This is a genomic window from Shewanella fidelis ATCC BAA-318 (assembly GCF_000518605.1).
In the GTDB taxonomy this organism is placed as follows: Bacteria; Pseudomonadota; Gammaproteobacteria; order Enterobacterales; family Shewanellaceae; genus Shewanella; species Shewanella fidelis.
This window is the reverse complement of sequence record NZ_JADX01000005.1, coordinates 325,447-343,226: the sequence shown is the minus strand read 5'-3', so window position 1 is coordinate 343,226 and position 17,780 is coordinate 325,447. Positions and strand designations below refer to the sequence as shown.

Below are 17,780 nucleotides of genomic sequence, written 5' to 3'. Positions count from 1 at the left end.
TTTATAAACATTCACAATAGGCGACGGTTGCACCTTCTTGCTTAATAACTTCATCACCTTGGATCACCAAGCCAAAGCCGTGTTCTTCATCCCAAGCACACTCAAAAATAATACCAAGCGTATCTTTTTCAGGGTTTAGCAACACAAAAGCAGACACTTGCATTAGCTTAAAAATATCACCGGCGCGCATATCAGCTTCTGTCACTTCACCAACAAGAGTGGGGTAAGACTCCTCTTCGTCAAACACATCCAAGAACTCTGACTCTTCAAGCAATTCTTGGTAGTGCTGCTGAACATAATCGCAGACGATGGCATAAATACGCTTTTGGTTATCAAAAAACCATTGGCCTAAGCTGTCAGCTAGGCTTAAATCCTCTTGAGTGAGAAAGCCTATGTTGCCGTAGGCTTTAAAATCATGCCAAGCATTAAGATCGGTTGTTGCTTCATGAAACTCTGCACCCGGTTTCCAAGTAATATTGACTTCTTTCATCATGAGCTCGCAAAAATATGGATTATATTCAAAGTGATGCCACATTAATGTGGCGTCATGGTAGAAATCAATACTTATCTAAAACCCTTTACTTTATATGGCTACTTTTTATGCAACACTTTAACCCTAAACCGATTGATTTTGGCGTTTGCTATTTACGCTTATAGCAACTTACACTGAGTAGCATAAACTGCGACAAACTTAATAACGATGTAAGGAAGTTTTATGTCTCATCCCTATGATTTATTCACATTGGATAACGGTGCCAAGTTAATTTTCACTCCATGTCCGGGCACTAAAGATGCGAGCCTTACTGAGGCAGTTGCCAGCTTAAAACAAGCCGGTGCTACGGCTGTGATTTCGACGGTTACCGCAGAGGAAATGATTAAGTTAAATGTGCCGACCTTGGGTAGCGAAATCCAAATCCAAGAGCTAGCTTGGTTTGCACTGCCGATTGAAGATGACTGTGCACCAGCAGCTGATTTCGATGCGGCATTTGCCAATGCTAAGCAACAAATTTTGTCGCTGATAGCAGACAAAAATACCGTTGCGATTCATTGTCGCGGGGGCTCTGGCCGCACAGGCCTAGTAGCAGCTATTATCATGTTAGAACTCGGACAACCTTGGCCAGAGATTAAATCACGTATTCAGGCTTTACGCCCCAAAGCCTTAGTTGTGCAAGCGCACCTCGATTATCTTGCCAAGCATTACTCTATAAACTAAAGCTCAGCCTTATGGGCATCTTATGAAGTATTAAGATGCCCATCAATTTCTTGACGCAATACATCTTAAGATAAATCAATTGCTTTATTCTCAACGCTTAAAGCTCAAAAAATCCACAGCGCAAAATCTCTTAGCTAGATGATTCATTTGTTTAAACACTTAACGATTTATTAAATTAGCGTTTTAAAAACTACGTTAAAACCGAAAGTTAATAAAACTTTCATTGCTAATATACGCTATTTATAAACATCTTCCTTGCATGCAACCACGAGTCAACACACATCTCTAGCCTCAGCACAAACAGTGAATTCAAGCCGGCAACACAAAGTCAAAATTCCGACTTAAGTCAATAACTTAACACAATTAAACTAGTTTGATTCTTATTTATTCTATCGAGCTTTAAGTCATTAAAAACTGAGTGTATTGCAGGTCTCTAGCTGATATCTTCGCCGTGAATGTGTTTCCTATATTAGCTATTCATATGGCTATTTATCCAGCGTGTTTAATGATGTCTTTAGCGCTATAGGTAACGCATTTTTTATCTATCACAAATTGAGTTGTTATACCGAGCTAACAATTAGCAGCAAGTTATAACTCTCATCTTGAATAATTAATCCACCTATCGACTCCGATAAGTGAATAAAAGAAGAACTAAGCCTTGATAAAAATAAATAAAATAACTGTCGCATTGACCAGTGTTATGTTCAGTGGCTACTTGTATGCCGCCGACGCAACACTAACATCGAATATCATTACTTTTGTTCCGGGAGAAACAAAAGTTCAAAATGGCGATATGGTTGCTTTTAATGGCGAATGCTTTATTGCCAAAAACAATCCGGGTGTTTGGGAAACACCACAAGCTGGCTCATGGTTTTGGGACGCGAGCGAGTGCTCGGGTGATCCAGCACCTGAACCAGAGCCCGATCCTGAGCCTGAACCGGGTGAAATCATCGCTTTCATTCCAGGACAGACCAAGGTTAACAATGGCGATATCGTCTCTTACGCCAACCAGTGCTTTATTGCCAAGAACAATCCAGGCGTATGGGAAACACCAAGCGCTGATTCATGGTTTTGGACGCTAACTGAATGTTCAAGCGAACCGGGTGAGCCTGAACCGACAGAAGTTGCTATTTTATCCCCTGTCGCCGGTCAAGTACTCACTCTTGATACTGCAACCACGATCCAAGCCAAGGTAGTTGGTAAGCTAGCAGCCAAAGTTGAGTTTTGGGTAAACAACCAAAAGCTAGCGCAACAAGCTGTTAGTTCAAACCAAACCTTGTACTCACATAACTGGACACCGACTGCAGCGGGTAGCGCGACGGTTAAGATCTTTGTATTCGATAAAAACAACCAAAAAATCGAACAACAATCTGTTGCTGTGACCGTAAAAGATGAGACAGAAGAAGACTTTACTGCACCAGCAGTAAGATTCATTGCCCCTAACAATGGCGCAATTTTTGATGAAACAGACACAGTTGCTATTTCAGTTAATGCCACCGACGTTGATGACGACTTAACTAAACTGGTCATTAAAGCTAACAACGCGCAGATCTGTTCGTTTAATGCAACCAATGCAGCGACTTATGCCTGTAACTGGCAGCCTACTCAAGCAGGCAGAGTTAACCTAAAAGCCATTGCTAGCGATGCAGAAGGACTTTCTTCAACGGTGAGTGTAAATATCACAGTTGAAGCGGAACAAGAGTTCACCGCGCCAGAGGTAAAATTCATCACCCCTAGTCATGGTGCAAGCTTTTATGACACCGAAAGCGTTGCGATTTCTGTTAATGCCACCGATGTTGATGACGACTTAGCAACACTGGTGATTAAAGCCAATAATAAACAGATCTGCTCATTTGATGCGGCTCAAAGCCAAGTATTTAGCTGTCATTGGCAACCAACGCAGCTAGGTAGCATCGGGCTAAAAGCGATTGCTACTGATGCTGAAGGCCTTAGTGCTACCAGCAATGTCAGTATCAGCATTAAAGAAGAGATTATCGATCCACCAGTTACGCCACCAGGTGGACTGTGTGCTGACTTTAATGTTTACCCAGACTGGCCCCGTGGCGACCATGCAGCTGGTGGCGACATAGTGGTGCATAACAATATCGCCTACTCTGCAGTTTACTGGACCCAAACCGTTCCAGGAAGCGACGGTTCATGGGCGCTACACTTAAACTGTGATGGTACCGAGCCGGGCACTGCACCGCTACTTTCGCTACCTAATCCAATGGATCCGGTACGCCTTGAAGTTGCAGGTTGGCCAAATACTTTAGTGGTAGCAAGTCCTTCAACAACACCCCCGGTAAGTTTGCGTTTTGAAACCAGCAACAGCGCTGATATTAAAGATGTAAACAAGTTAACAGCCAGCTTTGTATCGATCATGGAGCAAGCTGCACAAGTTGAGGCTGCATCAATCATTATCAGCAGCGACCTGCTTGATAAAGCGACTCAAGATAACGCACTAGCAACCAGTGCAATTGCAGTTAAAGATGCGCTAATTAAGGCGATGGATATCACCGGCAACCGTATTGATCTTGATGAGATCAACGCACTGAGCAACGATCTAAAAGGCTGGGCGCAAGCGCATCAGCTAATTATTGCTACGCTTGCTCCACAAGCGACTTACGGTTGGTCATTAACCATTGGTGATTTTGCTTTCGATGCTCACTCAGGTCGCCAATCAGTTTGGGATGAAGCGTCGGTATTTACCGCTGATCTACTCAACAAACTTGAGCTATACAAAGCTGATGCAGCCAACAAGGCGGACTTTGTTGCTTTCACCAAATCGGCAGCTACTCAGGCGCTATCAAGCGAGCAATGGCACAACGCATTAGAGTACGTTAAGCAAGTCACTGACTTTGTCGATACCCCAGCAATGCTAAACCAGATCCCTACAACGCAAGCTGCAAATTACTTTATGGGTGACCACACAAGTAAACCGCAACTGCGTAAGGCAGCATTCAGCAACGTATTTGCCATTTTGTTTAACCAAGACTCTGAGCAGTTAAGCAGTAAAATTGAGCAATACCAAACTGCAAAAATGCCGCTGTACTATGTGGGTGAAACCACTGAAAGCGGCAATCTAACAGTGATTGAAGCTTTAAACCGTGAATTAGCCGATGCTGAAGATGCGATGAACAACAGCGCATTCCTGTACGAGACGCCACAATCACAGTGGATCCCGTCAACGGTTTATAAATGGGCTGACTTTATGGATGGCCTAAATGCCATGCATAACATAGGTGTTGCGGGTAATAAGTTCTGGCTACTTGATGAAAATGCAGATGATGCAACCAACATCAAATATGCCAAAGTCGCTATTGCCGCTTTCTTAGCACAAAGTATGCAAGAAACCATTCGCTACAATGCCTGTGACGAAAACAACTGGTCAGAAATCAAATATGGCGCACCAGCCGACTACCCAATGTCGGCAAGTTGTGGTCAGCTAGGGCAAAAATATGCTGACTACGGTGTTAACCCAGATTCAGGTTTAGATCATGCTTACTCTTGTCCACGTGATAACAAGATGGAAGTCAGCGCGTTAACCCATGCGAAGTGGTACGGTGCTCCTGCGCCAGTATTCGCTGCACCTGATGCGGTACTGGAAGAACGCGGTTTACTGGTTAACGGCAGTGTTGGTCGCTGGACTAACAATGGCCATTGTAATGATGTACCGAGCGCAGTAGATACCTCAAAGCAAGTGTGGGAACGTGACGAATGTAAGGTTTACGTTGACCAAAAAGCCGGTAAGTTTATTTGGGACGGCAGCAGCCAAGAAAGTGTTGAAGGTTGTGGTTGGTGGGGCCGTGGTGTAATTCAAACCACAGGTCGCCAAAACTTCGGTACCCTAAACCACTACTTAGGTCGTTCACACGTAGACCCAGCCACCATTGGCCAAACCATTGATGGTGTAACAGTTGAAGCACCACCAGCAAATCCACTCTATGCCGAGCTAGATTTCTGTTCAAACCCAGGGTTAATTTGTAGCTCTGAAGAGAACCGTGAAATCAAGTGGATTGCAGGTCTGTTCTACTGGGTCACCTCAGTACAGGCTTACCCAGATGAAAGCGGCCAATACGGTAACTGGAACTACCACAACGAACTGAAAAAGTATGTTGAAGGTGGTATGAAAGGCACTGAATTTATTGATGATGTATCAGGTATCGTTAACCGCGGTTGCCCAGCCCTAACCTGTTCAACTGGTGAAGTGCACAACGTTAAAGAGCGTCGTGAAAACTTTAAGTTGGTACTTGAGCAACTTGGTTTAACACCACAATAAGCTCAATTTCCATAGTTAAAATTAAAGCCAGTTTGCATAAGCAGACTGGCTTTTTTATCGGCGGTGTTACTCGCTTTTAGCCTTCTCACAAGAGTCACTGCGACAAAGTGAGTAATTACGCCAATGTGCAGCGACTAGAAATAAGCTTGCTGCTAGTGTTGCCAGTTTCTCACCGACTTCACCCAAAAAGTCATGACCATAAATCGCGCTAACGCTCAGCCCCACAATACCCACAACAGCCAATGCTAACACCTTAGTGTCTTTATGGTTTGAGCAGCCCATTAACACCGCAATCGAGCTAGTTGGGATCACCAGCCACACCATCAGCATATGATAGAAATGATCACCAACAGGCAGAGCGAGTAACGAAGGAAATAACACCAATAATAATGGCGTAGCGATACAGTGTAGTGCACATAATGCAGAGCCGGTAATAGCAAGACGGTCGAGTAAAAGTTGTGCAGGCTTATTCATATCCATTCCTAAGGTTTGTGACAATTACTACTCACAATAAAAGTGAGCCCATAATGCAGCGTCAATAACCTACCACCAAACAATATTAGCAAACAATTAATTAATGCATTTATAGCAGAAATTTACATACTCGAATGCTAATCAACGTCTCTAAACCATTGCAATAAAAATAAATCTCACCCACAAAGTTAAATTAAGTTTAATTTAACACAAATAAATTAAACTTAATTTAATTCAGCGCGAAATTAAACCTCCCAGAGAGCTACTATTTAGGAACATGAGATGAGACGTCATACATTGTTATTTGCATTATTTACAACAAGTTTAGTTGCCTGCAGTAGCTCTGATGAAAGTGGTACGCTACCAGAGCAACCCGAACACCTACCTGAGCCTCCAGCAGAGACTGTTCCCCCAACTGATGATACTCCAGACTGGGGAATAGGCACTGAGTGCCATCAATGGCATATCATTGAACAAGCAGAGCAAGATGGAAAAACTATCTGGAGCTTTAAAAATAATTTGGGCGTTCCTTTCAATGCCTGTAGTGATGACCTTATAGAGGTTCATCAAAACCAAGATGGCACCATTGCAAAAGCTGTCTATGAAAACCACAGCTACCCAGGCAGTAAAATGAGAGCTGAAGTAGATTTTGATGTCAGCCTTTATGATGAGCACCCTTTGAACTACCGCTTAAGTACTTTTAATAGTAAAGCAAGCTGTCTACAAAGCATTAATAATATAGAAGTTTATTTCAATACATGGATACGCATTGAGCCATCACACTACCCAAGCTGCATCACAGATGATAACCAAATGGAGTTCCTATTAGATTGGGATGAAACAAAAGCCAAACAAATGCCCTATTTTTACCGCCAAAACAATGTCAAGCTTGCTTTAGATATTTCGACCGGACAGCAATAACGACTATTAACAAAATAAAGCTATAGGCTACCTCGCCCTATAGCTTTATTTGTATAATAAAACTGAACTAATATAGTCGTATAAATAACAAATGACTAAAGAGTGCACTATGAGGCCTAGACCGACACAAGAAGAGATTCTGACGGTATTAATCACAGCAACAAACAATTATAGCCCTAAGATAAAGAAAACAGATCTAGCAGAAAGGATCGGCGTCTCTTTTCCTACTCTAACGAAACTGTATAGCAATAATGCCGAACTTACTCTAAATACTTTTTGGGCTTGGTGCGATGTAGTAAGAATTGAACCTGAAGATGTTTATTTTAAGGCTCGTACCGATAAAATGCTCAATCACGACCCTGCCGATCTCCTAGTTGGAGAAATACTACAAAGACTCCCTCCAGAGTTAAAATCTAGCGCAAGACAACTATTAATCGACATCGCGAAAGCTTTTAATCAACAACCATAGCCAGCGATGTACATGACTACGAGTACAACATTAACTTTCCGCCTTTAATACCTCTGCTAATATTTATAAGTCATCGTAGAAATCTTGTTCTTCTTGGGCACTGGCAAAACCCGGGCTAACGCGAGGCTCACCCAACCGTAGCTGACGTGCTTGCCCTTTTTCGAGGCACTCTCTTCTAAAAGCTGAGTGCGAACTGCGACTATAAGTAAAGGTTAAAGCAGTAGTTGGCTGGACAGTTAACAGCTCAGTTTGCAGCTCACTTTTTAACTGCGCAGCTTGCTCGCCCAAACTGCTCCCCATGAATGGTGTCGCATCTACAATTGGCATGACTAAGCCAGCCTCTTGCTCATCCCACTGGTCAGTATTCGGAAAAACTAAGGTTTGAAATAGCGATAACACAGCGTTAAAACCTTGCTCACAGTCTGCATCAATCAGCATAGCTTGCTCTGAGAAACGGCCTTTAACTTGCGCAACAAAGGACTGATATTGTTCAGGGTGCTGCTGCAGATACTCACCAAGACTTGGCAATACAGGCTCGTCTAAACAGCTATCGTAACTGCAGTAAAAACCTAATCGAGCGGCTGGGTTATCGCAATACACATAGGCTTTAACTAAATCTGCCGACCAGCCCTCTCGCGCCAACAGAGCATGTAAAAAGCACAGATAAAACTGTAGTAGTTGAATATCCCACTCTGGAATAATAAAGCGCGACAATAAGTAACTGTACTTAGGCTTATGCCACGCCAGTAAAAACAGGGCATCAATACCGAATATTGTTTCACTGTCACGCCACATATCGCCGCTATCGTTGAGTCTACGAGCAAAGCCAATCATTGACTCAGCTGTAGCGACAACATCAGCCTCTAATTGAGGAAAGCCAATTGCCAAGGCAAACAGAATGATTTCTGAGATAAAAATCTCGTCACCGTCTTCAATATACTCTTGCTGCCAGCTAGCGTAATCCAATACCGTATTGAGCTGTTCATCGTGCGTGTCGGTATACATGCCAGCAAAGGTTTGCTCATTTAGTAATGGCGCATCACTGACTTGCAAGCGGCGAATATTACCCGCTTGCAGCACTTTGAACTCAACATCAAGATAGGGATAACAATCACCGAAAAGCACATCATTACAATCAAGTAACTGGCGGTATTCACTCAACGCCGCAGCAATGCTTTTAGGATCGGCAGGATCGAACAAAATGACGTTATGCCGTTGCCCATAAGGTACTAGAGGAAGTTTCATTTCTAAGCCTTTTTTATTCTACTGTCAGCGATTATAAATCCTATCGATACTAAAAACGTTGCTTAAATCGAAAACAATCAATAAGACCAAACATAATCCCAGAGCAAACCAGAAACTTCATAGGCAAAAATACAATAACTCAAAAAATAAGCTGCTCTTCAACAGAAGCAAAGCAGGGTCTAGTCTGAAACTCCCCTAAAAAGCAAAACATGAGGCTCATACATATAAGCTGAATAAACTGGCTTTATTCAATTAATTAACAGAACCCTACATTTAACTTTAATGATTATGGAAGACAGCAACATGAATATTTTCAATAAAAACACTTATTTAAATAATACAATTTTTGCTTTAATGTTAGTAAGCGTGCTTTTACCCAGCATAATAGGTAAAGCAGCTTTAGCCGCAATAAAATACGCCCCCCCAACAGAAGCCATCCCAGTTCTTAAGATAACTACTCATAGAACACCTTTGACAGATGAAAATAAGATTTATGCGAATGGCCTCATGCAGTCACCTTTAGCGATTGAATATAAACTGGGGCCTGATTTTATTAACCCCCAATTTTTAATCAAAGAAAGATATACTCATAATTTACTGCCTTTTGATGGCTGGGATGTTGAACATGAGTTCAATAGACTCCCCCACTTTATAAGCAATGTTGGCGGAAAAGTAAGAAAAGGAAAAAATCCCCCTAAACGAACCAACCCTGTCAGGATATTTTATGTGACTAATAATACAGGTCATCCCGATAAGATAGATGTCTGTGTAGAGCTAACGGTTATTAATAAAACCACCCTAAGTGAGATAACTCGTGATACATGCGATAGTAGAGATAAGAAAGATAACGCGGTGACAATCCAAACACTCATACCTACTAAGTATCAGGCGGCAGATTTTTCTTTAACTCAAAAAAATAGTGAAGCAAGAGATAAATTAGGCAAAAAACTTTACATTAGATATTACGAATTAACATCAAAAAACTCAAATAAGTTCACATTAGCAAACCCAAAACGATTAAATATCAGAAAGCCAAACCCCAATGGCGATGTATACTCAATGCCAAGTGTAGCAACAATGCGCGTATCAGAAAACGACCGCCTTTTTTATATTGAAGCTCTTAAAAACGAAGTAAAAAACTATACCCCTCTTTACAGTGTAAAAAATATAACTAACTTCAGATTAAATACTAAAAGCTCCGCAAAAGTTAAACCAATAGTCAAATTTGCAGCTATGTACGGAAAAGAGTTTCCTAACAATGTTTGGCCCTCATCAAAGAAAAGACAATTAGCAAACTCAATGACTATACGAGTAATTGATACATACGGTAACCCTGCCGATTTAAATTTAACCATAAGTAATTGGTACTTATATTTTGGAAACAAACTAATATGGTAGTCATTTGACTTGCAGTGAGGGGAAAACTTACCCTCACTTATCTTGTTCTTCGTAGTCAGCTAAGATGTAAATTACTCAAAAATCAGCAAAAAGCCCCTTTTAACTGTTATTGTAATTATATCTCTATACAAAATAATTTTCTCAATAGCACAGAAAACCCTGCCGAATAGATATTAAACACATATACCTATAGCAATAATAATGACCATTAACAAAACAAGAAAGCTAAGCTTAGCAGTGTAGCTCTATGATTAACCTTCCATATCGCTTATGTGAATATTGAACGCATGTTGTATTTACTAAAAAATACATTAGTGCTAGCTTGTATTTCGAACAGGATGTTTAACTACAGAAATAAGGACATTATCATGAGAAACCATATTCATGTATTAGCCGTTATTTTTTGCTTACTCATGGCTCCTGCATTTGCAGTTACAGCTGAAACAACCAACATTGAGCATATTCAGTTTCACAATGACAATGCTGAAAACCTATTAATAAGCAGTCATCCAAATAACCCTATAAGCTATACAGCTGAAGATACAACCTATATAACCAGTTTGTTTCGTACTATCAGTAAGATCCCAGATCAGCAACAGCGTATAAAAGAAACCGCAGACTTGTTGGCTTTTCTATCACAGAAATACCAGTTATCCACCCAAGCAAACTGGAAAGATCACGTCATAAAAATTCACTACACGACAGCAGATAGCGGCTCGCTACACAGAGTATCTAAAGGCTTAAATAGAAAAGAATTTGATATTTTGCTCAAGCAATTTTTACAACAGGAAAACAATAAAAGCTCAACCATGACAAGCATATAGCTATAACAAGGCTAGAGCTATTGGTACAATTAATAGCGTTGAGATTATGGGCGTACTTTGATGGAGGAACAAAAAGAAAAGCAACCGACCTACTTCGAGCTTGCACTTTAGCCCATAGAGTATTGTCATTGCCTTAATCAATATTCCATTTTATTTCAGAGGATGAGAGTCAACTGATTTCACGCCGCCATTTATACTATTAGTACTCGCCTTTAAAACATAAGTGACATCTGCAGCGACTTCTTGTGTAAAAGCATTGGCGTTTAACCTTGATAAACCTACAAAGTATAAATTATCGGTTTCACTATTTATTATATCAGTGCCAAATAACGAAATAGCATAGCCAACGGATAGCGCATTATAGCCTCTGGTGCCATTTACGATTACTTTTATCGATTCATCATAACCATTGCCCAGCTTTAAGGTAAGGTTATATTTATCAGTGACTCTAGATAAAAACAGGTTAACAAAGCTAAGTTTGTCATCCACACTATTTAATTGATTATAGGTTTGCTTATATCTTTTTACTAAATCTCGGATCTCAGCTCTATTTGAATCTAAAGCCTTGTCATAACTCGATTTAACATCAACACTATGTATATTGTACCTTTCAAGAAACAGTTCTGTATAACCAGTTTTGGTAGTACAAGCATCTATCGCAATATCATACTTTGAAGCACATTCTGAATTAACTTTTTCCTGTGACATTGCATGCTGTGAAAACATACAACCGCTAAGTATAAAAGCGTATATAACGCTATGATTAACCATAACTTTAGTCCCTTTAAATATCACGAATATGTTGTCCTTAACACTCCCTCAAACTAAACAAGCCCCCTTTTCTTGTCAACACTGCAAGAGCTTTATGCTAAATAGCTTTAAAAAAGCCTAGTGAGTGTATTTCTAAGGCGGGACTAATAGGGAAAAGTCACCTCCTACTTCAGCAATACCTGAAGTAGAAGGCAAGTATGGTTTTTGTTATTACCACAGCTTCAGTTGTGGACGAAGCAAGCGGTTCAAGCCATGGATCATTAAAATCATTGACCCTTTAAGCGGACCGTGTAGCGATATAATGTGTCTACGGTAAAGCGATGCGTAAACAAAACGTGCAGGACAGCCCACTAGCTGTAAACCACCGTGGAAGAACGAGAACATATTACCAACAGTATTGAAGTGCGCTAGGTTAACAAAGCTACCTAAATCTTTGTAAACGTAACGATCCAACTTAGCATTCGGATCTTTCAACAAGCGAGTCAGGTTAGTACCTATCATCAATGCTACCTGTCTAGCAGTTTGGCCTCTCGGTGGTAAAAAACTACCGTCTTCTTGGGGAATACTCGCACAATCACCAAAGGTAAAGATCCGATCATCCGACAAAGTACGCCCAGTATCGGCAGCCATCAACTGGTTGGCACGATTAACTTCTAAGCCCAGTGTCGCTAACACTTCTGGCGCTTTAACACCAGCAGCCCAAACAATTAAGTCAGCCTCAATTAACTGGCCATCTTTAGTGGTTAAACCTTGTTTGGTGACTTCGGTCACCATAGTGCTTGTGCTAACCTTAACGCCCAGCTCTAACAATTTATCGTGTACCGATTGGCGAAGATCTGACTTAGGTAACGCAGGCATTACAGAGTCTGATGCTTCGACTATCGTTAAATCTAGTAAGTCTTGCTCTAACTTGTATCCGTATTTACGTAAGGTCTGGGTCATATGATGCAGCTCTGCCGCCATCTCAACACCCGTTGCCCCCGCGCCAACAATAGCCACTTTCATCTTACCTTGGCGCTGACCACTAGCGTGCTGCATAAATTGATCTTGAATACGTTCACGTAGGATCATCGCTTGCTCGGTCAGATCTAGCGTAAAGGCATGCTCTTTCACTCCAGGAATACCGAAGTCATTGCTAATTGCACCAATGCCAATGACCAGATAATCGTAGTCTAGACGACGCTCATCTAAAATCAGGCGACCATCAGCACTATAAAGTGGTGCTAGAATAATTTGTCGATTTTCGCGATCGATGCCGGTTAGTGCACCACGCTGATAAAGGTAGCCTTTATTAGCACCATGTACTTGATAATCAACAGCGTTAGTCCCTTCATCTAAACTACCTGTAGCGAGTTCATGTAAAAGTGGTTTCCAAATATGATGGTTAGCAATATCCACTAATGTGATTTCAGCTTTACCCTTTTTTCCTAGAGTTTTACCCAGTTTGGTGATTAACTCCATACCGCCAGCACCACCGCCGACGACGACTATCTTTTTCATAATTTGCTCCGATTTAAAGCAGCGCTGTTGCTTATATGATTGAATTTAATCACCTATTGCTAACACGCTTGAAAGCTCTCGCTTGTAATTTTTAATCGCCTCTAAGATGACTTAGTGGCTAAGTAATGGTGGGGTTGCAGTCATTTATCTAAGCTAAAATTGGCTATATTTTTGTAGCCGCTGAAAGCCGCTAACAAGCAACAGGCCACCAACGTCCATATTGCGGTGTGTAATAGTTCCTTTGTGTAATAATTACGTTGTGCGCTAATTGCATTGTGTAATAGTTGCGTTGTGCAATGGCGGCGCTAAATTTTAGTTTGATACGGCTGGGGTTTTCATAAGGCCGACTGCGATATAAGCTTAAGTAGGATCACAACCACTTAGCGTGGAAACGTAAATGCGCTTCAATATAGCTAGCAATAAAGTAGTAGCTATGATCGTAACCTAGGTGCTGATTCAGCGTCAGCGGATAACCAGAAGCCTCAGCAGCATTCAGCAATGCTTGCGGTTGTAACTGTTCAGGCAAAAAGTCATCTGACAGACCTTGGTCAACTAACGCAGGTAGTTGCAGTGAACCAGCAGACGCAGCCATTAGCGCGCAACTATCATATTGCTGCCATGCTGTTTTATCGCCACCTAAGTAAGCACTAAATGCTTTTTGGCCCCACGGCACTTGGCTTGGGTTAACAATTGGACTAAATGCTGATACCGAGCGATAACGTTGAGGATTACGCAGCGCAATCATTAACGCACCATGCCCGCCCATGGAATGACCACTAATGGCACGCACATCAGTAACCGGAAACTCTGCTTCAATCAAGGCTGGCAGTTCATTTACCACATAATCGTACATGTGGAAGTGCTTATCCCATGGCGCTTGAGTCGCATTGACATAAAAACCTGCCCCTTGACCCAAATCGTAAGCTTCATCATTAGCAACCTCGTCTCCACGCGGGCTTGTGTCCGGTGCAACGATAGCGATACCTAATTCAGCAGCAATACTCTGAGCCCCCGCTTTTTGCATAAAGTTTTCGTCAGTGCAAGTCAGACCCGATAACCAATACAGCACCGGCACTTTTTGAGTTTCAGCCTGTGGTGGCAGATAAATAGCAAAGCGCATATTACAGTTCAATACAGTGCTGCTGTGCTGATATTGCTTATGCCAGCCGCCAAAGCTTTTGTTGCTAGAAAGATGACTTAACATTGACATAATAACTCCCAGAAAAACTAAGCTGGAACTCGAACCTGCAAGCTCCAGCTTGTGCAATTTGCTTAAGCGATAGAAAACGTCTCAAGCAAATTGCGTTGGTCGCTCAGCTACAACTGCTGAGCAACACCTTTTAATGCTTACTTAGCGGTTCATATGTAGAACGGTACGGATTGACTTACCTTGATGCATAAGTTCGAAGGCTTCATTCACTTCCTGCAAGCTCATGGTATGAGTAATAAAGTCATCCAATTTAAACTCGCCATTCATGTAGCGTTCTACATATTCAGGTAATTCAGAACGACCTTTAACACCACCAAATGCAGAACCTTTCCATACTCGACCAGTAACCAATTGGAATGGACGGGTAGCAATCTCTTGCCCAGCACCAGCAACACCAATAATTACCGACTCGCCCCAACCTTTGTGACAACACTCTAAAGCGCTACGCATCAGGTGCACGTTACCCACACACTCGAACGAGAAGTCCACACCACCGTCAGTCATCTCTACAATCACATCTTGGATTGGCTTATCGTAGTCTTTAGGGTTAACACAATCAGTAGCACCCAATTTACGGGCTAGATCGTATTTTTCAGGGTTGATATCAATCGCAATGATTCGACCAGCACCCGCCATCTGCGCACCGATAATCGCAGACAAACCAATGCCACCTAAACCAAATACAGCAACGGTATCGCCTTTCTTAACATCCGCAGTATTGGTCACCGCGCCCATACCCGTAGTTACACCACAGCCCAGTAGACATACCTCTTCAAGTGGCGCTTCTTTGTTGATCTTTGCAAGTGAGATCTCTGGCAGTACCGTATATTCACTGAAAGTTGAACAACCCATATAGTGGAAAATTTGCTGACCATTAACAGTAAAGCGGGTTGTACCGTCTGGCATCAGACCTTTACCTTGAGTTTCACGGATTTTCTGACACAGGTTAGTTTTACCTGACTTACAGAATTTGCACTCACCACACTCTGGCGTATATAGCGGGATCACGTGGTCACCGACCTGAACGCTAGTCACCCCTTCGCCGATTGACTCAACAATACCGCCACCTTCGTGACCTAAAATTGAAGGAAAGATCCCTTCTGGATCATCACCAGACAAAGTGAAAGCGTCGGTGTGGCAAACACCTGTTGCCATCACTTTTATACGTACTTCACCGGCTTTTGGTGGTGCAACAGTAACAGTTTCTTCTTTCAGCGGCTGACCAGCAGCCCAGGCTACCATTGCTTTACAAGTAATTGGTTGTGCAGTCATTATTCACTTCCTTTAAATTAAATAAGCTCTATAAGATTTGGCATGGGAAGCACTGTGACTCCCCTCTGCAGATGCCGACAATTATATTGGTTAAATTAATAGTGATAATCCCCTATTTAGGTAAATGATTATTACCAAGGTGTAATAGTTATAGCATTTCAGATTTTGCTTAAATTTCTATGATTGAGTATAGGCACTAACCAGAAAGTTTCACAAAGTCATCTAAATTAGTTTTTATTGAAAGAAAAAAAGAGGGTTAAAAAGGTGAGGGTAAGTACACTAAAACCCGGCCAGCGGTATGCGAACTGAAGACTCTAGTCAAAGCTAACTCTAACCAAAGTTAACTCCAGTCAATGAAGACTGGAGTCAATGAATCGAGAGTTCCAAGCTAATGATTGCACTTTTAGGACGGGGCGAACAAAACAAAAACAACCTCCAACTTCAGCAATAGTTAAAGCTTAGTAAGAGGTCTACAAACACGCCATTAACGATGGCTGTCTATGGTTGGTTCCCCTTTAATGTCAATTAAAGAATAAAACAAAGTTAATATTATTATACACTTAAGCTCAGAAGTTAAACGAAAAGAAGCATAACATTCTGCAGACCTAAAGACTTAGCAACACCATTAACCACACTCACCAACCGCCCCTTAATCGCCAGATCTATCCCCACACCAGCTTCAAACAAGTCAGCAACCGCAATAAACGCCGTGGTCTTTAAGCTCGTGCTGTCGTGGCAATAAGCGTAACCATCCTCGACTATCCACTTTTCATTACTAGACGCCGCAGCGTTTCCACTCTTTTCACTAACAGCCAGCCCTTTATCTTCCAAGCACCTAACCAAGGTAAAGTTGAAAACCAAGATACAGGCTTCCTCACAATACCAATCTGCCTTTAAGGCTTGAAAGTTGAGCCACATTTCCAGCCCAAACAATAACGGCTTAAGCGAACTAGAAGAGTTGAGATATAACTATAGAGTTTGCTAGTTCCGACTCTCTATGAAACTAGTACAGATATAGCAGCATAGTGATGCTTAATACTCTCCCCTTGAAGATCACACCAACTTCCCCTCGGAATCTTTCGCTTCTCAGAAAATTTCGTCGGGGCGCTGGGGGATTTCCAAAAGGGGAACAAGCGCTTTTCCCCTTTTGGTCGGGTGTGGGCGAAGCGCCACGACTTTAGTGGCCGTAGGCCATAAAAAGCCCAATAAAAACGCACCACAAAGGGTGCTTTCCAAATAATTGCATTGCTGCCAGTGTAGAGCTTAATCTACAGGGCTCGAAGTGGTTGCCACAACTCTTTCGACTGCTTCAGCGCTGAGAGCAACGAGTAATATTTCACTTTATACGGCCATTGATTTGATGGATGCCAAAAGTCGACAAAGTAATAGCCTTCGGTTTGATACAACCATTCGGCAGACTTTGTTGGTTTACCTAACTTAGGCGCAATTAGTGGGTAGGTCGCACCGCAAATGATCAGATCTGGGTTAATAGCTTTGATTTGTTCAAGTAATAAATCCCAATCACTATCAACATATTTCGATAGATCATCTACCGCAGATGAGCTTTGACCAGCACTCTTTTTGATATTGATAATAGCGCAGCTTTGAAAGGCCTCTTCGACCTTGGGATCTGATTTGTAACCTTCATCAAATGATTGAACTTCACCAGTAACGATAAGCTTATTAATGCCATCAAGCCAGTGCGCTACAGACCACCACATCGGCTTACCTAGTTCTTTTAACGTTTTAGAAGCTAGGTATTCATTTAGCGCCCATTCTTGTTCGGTTTCAGTTGAACTTTCATAAGCCTCTTTCATCAAAAACAGCACTTTAACAGGTGCTTTTTCCCAAAGGTCTTTGTTAAGAATCCCGTCTTCAATGAAAAACTTCTCCTTGTGCAGTTCACGCTTCCGCCATGAAATAAAATCCATTTCTTACTCCTTTATAATTGTGTTCCTTACAATAGGGGTTTTAAAACCTCCTCAGGGTGATAAAAATCAAATTATTTTACTTTTAATCTAAAATTCATACCCTTAAAAACAAAAAAGCGAACCAATCGGTTCGCTTTTTCAATTCTTTAACCACCAGAAACCACCAAACTCACAGTTTCCATAATTGCGTCGCTGGCGAAGCTAATGCTAGGCGAACCGAAGGCTCTAGCCCGGAGTTGACTCCAGTCAATGAGGACTGGAGACGAGGTTCAA

Annotated in this window: 15 protein-coding genes; 6 read left to right on the top strand and 9 right to left on the bottom strand. The window is 41.8% G+C overall.

The window, feature by feature from the left end:
- Nucleotide 1 precedes the first annotated feature (1 nt).
- A complete protein-coding gene (locus L884_RS0103945) occupies nucleotides 2-493 on the bottom strand; it encodes a DUF6985 domain-containing protein (RefSeq protein WP_245603058.1) in 492 nt (163 codons plus the stop codon).
- Nucleotides 494-715: 222 nt separating this feature from the next.
- Here L884_RS0103945 and L884_RS0103935 point away from each other — a divergent pair, with 222 nt between their 5' ends.
- Entirely contained in the window at nucleotides 716-1,213 is a 498-nt protein-coding gene (locus L884_RS0103935) for a phosphatase domain-containing protein (RefSeq protein ID WP_028766269.1), read from the top strand.
- 658 nt (nucleotides 1,214-1,871) lie between these two features.
- A complete protein-coding gene (locus tag L884_RS0103930; RefSeq protein WP_028766268.1) occupies nucleotides 1,872-5,492 on the top strand; it encodes an Ig-like domain-containing protein in 3,621 nt (1,206 codons plus the stop codon).
- 66 nt (nucleotides 5,493-5,558) lie between these two features.
- Here L884_RS0103930 and L884_RS0103925 read toward each other — a convergent pair whose 3' ends face one another.
- Nucleotides 5,559-5,966 (bottom strand): MerC domain-containing protein, encoded by a 408-nt coding sequence (locus L884_RS0103925; protein ID WP_028766267.1) that lies wholly within the window; start codon nucleotides 5,964-5,966, stop codon nucleotides 5,559-5,561.
- Between the two features lie 282 nt (nucleotides 5,967-6,248).
- On the opposite strand from L884_RS0103925, the gene L884_RS0103920 reads away from it, so the two are divergent.
- The gene (locus L884_RS0103920) at nucleotides 6,249-6,887 is read left to right on the top strand and encodes a hypothetical protein (RefSeq protein WP_028766266.1); all 639 of its coding nucleotides are present in this window, start codon (nucleotides 6,249-6,251) and stop codon (nucleotides 6,885-6,887) included.
- A 109-nt stretch (nucleotides 6,888-6,996) separates the two neighbouring features.
- The gene (locus L884_RS0103915) at nucleotides 6,997-7,356 is read left to right on the top strand and encodes a helix-turn-helix domain-containing protein (protein WP_028766265.1); all 360 of its coding nucleotides are present in this window, start codon (nucleotides 6,997-6,999) and stop codon (nucleotides 7,354-7,356) included.
- A gap of 63 nt (nucleotides 7,357-7,419) precedes the next feature.
- Here the strand turns inward: L884_RS0103915 and L884_RS0103910 are convergent, their stop codons facing one another.
- On the bottom strand, nucleotides 7,420-8,601 hold the full coding sequence (locus L884_RS0103910) for a hypothetical protein (RefSeq protein WP_028766264.1): 1,182 nt from the start codon (nucleotides 8,599-8,601) through the stop codon (nucleotides 7,420-7,422).
- Between the two features lie 303 nt (nucleotides 8,602-8,904).
- On the opposite strand from L884_RS0103910, the gene L884_RS0103905 reads away from it, so the two are divergent.
- Together L884_RS0103905 and L884_RS0103900 are read left to right on the top strand one after the other, a co-directional pair.
- Nucleotides 8,905-9,999: a hypothetical protein gene (locus L884_RS0103905; RefSeq protein WP_028766263.1), complete on the top strand. Its 1,095-nt coding sequence runs from the start codon at nucleotides 8,905-8,907 to the stop codon at nucleotides 9,997-9,999.
- Between the two features lie 368 nt (nucleotides 10,000-10,367).
- Nucleotides 10,368-10,823 (top strand): hypothetical protein, encoded by a 456-nt coding sequence (locus L884_RS0103900; protein WP_028766262.1) that lies wholly within the window; start codon nucleotides 10,368-10,370, stop codon nucleotides 10,821-10,823.
- A gap of 150 nt (nucleotides 10,824-10,973) precedes the next feature.
- Here the strand turns inward: L884_RS0103900 and L884_RS0103895 are convergent, their stop codons facing one another.
- From L884_RS0103895 to L884_RS0103870, 6 genes are all read right to left on the bottom strand, one after another.
- Nucleotides 10,974-11,594, bottom strand: a complete 621-nt coding sequence (locus tag L884_RS0103895; protein WP_028766261.1) for a hypothetical protein — start codon at nucleotides 11,592-11,594, stop codon at nucleotides 10,974-10,976.
- Nucleotides 11,595-11,804: 210 nt separating this feature from the next.
- On the bottom strand, nucleotides 11,805-13,094 hold the full coding sequence (locus L884_RS0103890) for an NAD(P)/FAD-dependent oxidoreductase (RefSeq protein WP_028766260.1): 1,290 nt from the start codon (nucleotides 13,092-13,094) through the stop codon (nucleotides 11,805-11,807).
- A gap of 370 nt (nucleotides 13,095-13,464) precedes the next feature.
- Nucleotides 13,465-14,304, bottom strand: a complete 840-nt coding sequence (gene fghA, locus L884_RS0103885; RefSeq protein ID WP_281171823.1) for an S-formylglutathione hydrolase — start codon at nucleotides 14,302-14,304, stop codon at nucleotides 13,465-13,467.
- Between the two features lie 141 nt (nucleotides 14,305-14,445).
- Nucleotides 14,446-15,576, bottom strand: a complete 1,131-nt coding sequence (locus L884_RS0103880) for an S-(hydroxymethyl)glutathione dehydrogenase/class III alcohol dehydrogenase (RefSeq protein WP_028766258.1) — start codon at nucleotides 15,574-15,576, stop codon at nucleotides 14,446-14,448.
- A gap of 573 nt (nucleotides 15,577-16,149) precedes the next feature.
- Nucleotides 16,150-16,494, bottom strand: coding sequence for a hypothetical protein (locus L884_RS21695; protein ID WP_245603057.1), 345 nt, complete (start codon nucleotides 16,492-16,494; stop codon nucleotides 16,150-16,152).
- A 350-nt stretch (nucleotides 16,495-16,844) separates the two neighbouring features.
- Complete coding sequence (locus L884_RS0103870) at nucleotides 16,845-17,507, bottom strand: hypothetical protein (protein ID WP_028766257.1); 663 nt, start codon at nucleotides 17,505-17,507, stop codon at nucleotides 16,845-16,847.
- Nucleotides 17,508-17,780: the final 273 nt, after the last annotated feature.

Coding starts and splice junctions, on each gene's coding strand:
- L884_RS0103910 (WP_028766264.1), bottom strand. CDS start 8,601: ATGAAACTTCCTCTAGTACCTTATGGGCAACGGCATAACGTCATTTTG.
- L884_RS0103870 (WP_028766257.1), bottom strand. CDS start 17,507: ATGGATTTTATTTCATGGCGGAAGCGTGAACTGCACAAGGAGAAGTTT.
- L884_RS0103915 (WP_028766265.1), top strand. CDS start 6,997: ATGAGGCCTAGACCGACACAAGAAGAGATTCTGACGGTATTAATCACA.
- fghA (WP_281171823.1), bottom strand. CDS start 14,304: ATGTCAATGTTAAGTCATCTTTCTAGCAACAAAAGCTTTGGCGGCTGG.
- L884_RS21695 (WP_245603057.1), bottom strand. CDS start 16,494: ATGTGGCTCAACTTTCAAGCCTTAAAGGCAGATTGGTATTGTGAGGAA.
- L884_RS0103905 (WP_028766263.1), top strand. CDS start 8,905: ATGAATATTTTCAATAAAAACACTTATTTAAATAATACAATTTTTGCT.
- L884_RS0103920 (WP_028766266.1), top strand. CDS start 6,249: ATGAGACGTCATACATTGTTATTTGCATTATTTACAACAAGTTTAGTT.
- L884_RS0103890 (WP_028766260.1), bottom strand. CDS start 13,094: ATGAAAAAGATAGTCGTCGTCGGCGGTGGTGCTGGCGGTATGGAGTTA.
- L884_RS0103880 (WP_028766258.1), bottom strand. CDS start 15,576: ATGACTGCACAACCAATTACTTGTAAAGCAATGGTAGCCTGGGCTGCT.
- L884_RS0103895 (WP_028766261.1), bottom strand. CDS start 11,594: ATGGTTAATCATAGCGTTATATACGCTTTTATACTTAGCGGTTGTATG.
- L884_RS0103935 (WP_028766269.1), top strand. CDS start 716: ATGTCTCATCCCTATGATTTATTCACATTGGATAACGGTGCCAAGTTA.
- L884_RS0103925 (WP_028766267.1), bottom strand. CDS start 5,966: ATGAATAAGCCTGCACAACTTTTACTCGACCGTCTTGCTATTACCGGC.
- L884_RS0103900 (WP_028766262.1), top strand. CDS start 10,368: ATGAGAAACCATATTCATGTATTAGCCGTTATTTTTTGCTTACTCATG.
- L884_RS0103945 (WP_245603058.1), bottom strand. CDS start 493: ATGATGAAAGAAGTCAATATTACTTGGAAACCGGGTGCAGAGTTTCAT.